Raw genomic sequence first — 1,936 nt, forward strand, 5'->3', positions numbered from 1 at the left:
GTGGTCCCCTTGCGCCGGGGCGTCCCAGGGGGCCGGCGTCTCGATTGCCGCGAAGACATTCGAGAAGACGTCGATCGAGGCGCGGTACAGCCCGAGCAGCGGCGTGGTGTTCTCGTTCGCGTGCGGCAGGTAGCCGGGATAGACGGGCACGAACTCGTGGGTGAAGCGCGGCTGGCCGCCCAGCGCCACGACGATGTTGGCCGCCTGGTTGACGTGGAACATCTCCTCCATCACGACGCTGCGCAGGATCTGATAGGCCTTCGAGCCGGTATCCGAGATCGAGTACAGGCCGCTCAGGTAGACCGGTATGGTGGCGAACTCGACCTGAAGGGCCAGTTGCGCAGCGCTGCGCAGGTCGGCGCGCTGCTCTTCAGGCGTTCGCACCTGGCGCGCCAGGCTTCGGCTTCGGCTGCCGCCCGCCAGGCGATCGAACAGGTTGCCGAAGGGCCGCGGGCTTCGCAGGTTTCGGATCGGACGCGAGTGGTGTACTTCCGAGGGCATGAGTGGCTCCCAATGAGTTGCTACTGCTTTGCCTGGGCACGACGGGGCAAGCTGGTTGTCGTCGTGGCTTACTTCGGAACGTCACGGCACACAACGGGCAGTGATTCACCCGCGCGTGCGCGTTGCAGGGCGCTGATGCACCGTGCATTGAGCACTGTATTCGTCAACGGGGTTCGCGCTGACGATCACCATCCCTGTGCGAGGGGCGTTCAGCTGCCGCTGCGTTCCTGCACGCGAAGCGCAAGCCAAGCGCCTGCCACGATGCCGGCCACCGCGAGGCAGGAGCCTGCCGACAGCAGAGACAGGCCGCTGATGCCCTGGCCGATGGAGCAGCCCATCGCCGTCACGCCGCCGAAGCCCATGAGCACGCCGCCCAGCAGGTGGTTGCCCATGTCGCCGGCGCTGCGGAACGACTCGACGTGAAACTCCTTGCGGATCACTGCCGAAGCCACGCTGCCGAGCAGCACGCCCAGCGTGACCATCACGCCGAAGGTCACCGTGTTGTTGCGGTCGGACCAGAGCGTCAGCAAATCCAGGCCGTGGGCGATGGGGGCGGCAAAGGTGAGGGCTTCGGGGCGGTGCGAAGCCGTGCCCAGCCAGGCGGCTTCGAGCGTGTCGGGGTGCTCGGCGATGAAGCCCAGGTGGCCGGTGAGGATCCAGGCCGTCGGGACCAGCAGCCCCACCAAGACGCCGCCTGTCCAGTCGCTGCGCGCCATGCCAGCTCGTGCACGCCAAAGAAGCACCAGGGCTGCCACCAACAAGAGCGCCAGCAGCGCCCACCTCATGGCCGCAGGTGACATGCCGACGAGCGGCGACATCATCGACCCGAGGTCTTGTGGATGCGTGAGCTGCACGTTGGCCGCATCAAGCACGCGAACCCGAGGCTCGGCCAGCACGCCGCGCAGCGTCATCTGGGCCGTGAGCGCCGCCACCAGCAGCACCACCACCGACTTCAGGTTGCCGGAACCCGCCCTTACCAGGTTGCGCTGCGGGCAACCCGAGGCCAGCACCATGCCATAGCCGAACAGCGCGCCGCCCACCGGGTAAGAAAGCCAAAGAAAGCGATCGCTCCAGGCCACCGTGCGGCTGGCGTCGAGCCAGCCGATGCCGATCAAGGCCTGGGTGCCCGCGGCCGCGACCGCCACGGCCAGGATCCACATCATTAGGCGTGCCGTGCCGCCGTAGGTGAACCAGTCGGCCAAGGCACCCATGGTGCAGAAGCGCGACGCCTGCGCCACGGCGCCCAAGGCCACGCCGATCAAGAGGCCGCCCCACAGAACCGTCTGCACCGCGGCGTAAGGGCTCAGGGGAAATGTCATGGCGTGTGCAATGGGGGAGGGGGTAGGGTGAGAGGACGCAGCCGAAGCTGAGCGGCCGACGATGATGCCCCACGCCGCGCGGGGTGCCGCCGGCCCGTCTGTACGGGTTAATCCTT

General features: G+C 67.7%; 2 protein-coding genes. Both read right to left on the reverse strand.

All coding sequences use genetic code 11. The features are described 5' to 3' along the window. Window positions 1-501: ferritin-like domain-containing protein (locus tag AC1DYI_RS34135; protein WP_477208542.1), on the reverse strand; the 501-nt coding region annotated here is incomplete at its 3' end. Window positions 502-710: 209 nt separating this feature from the next. Then, window positions 711-1,820 carry a YeeE/YedE family protein gene (locus tag AC1DYI_RS34140; protein ID WP_477208543.1) on the reverse strand — a complete coding sequence of 370 codons (1,110 nt, stop codon included), beginning with the start codon at window positions 1,818-1,820 and terminating at the stop codon, window positions 711-713. Window positions 1,821-1,936 lie beyond the last annotated feature (116 nt).

This window comes from Ideonella sp. P3_A4 (assembly GCF_056403075.1).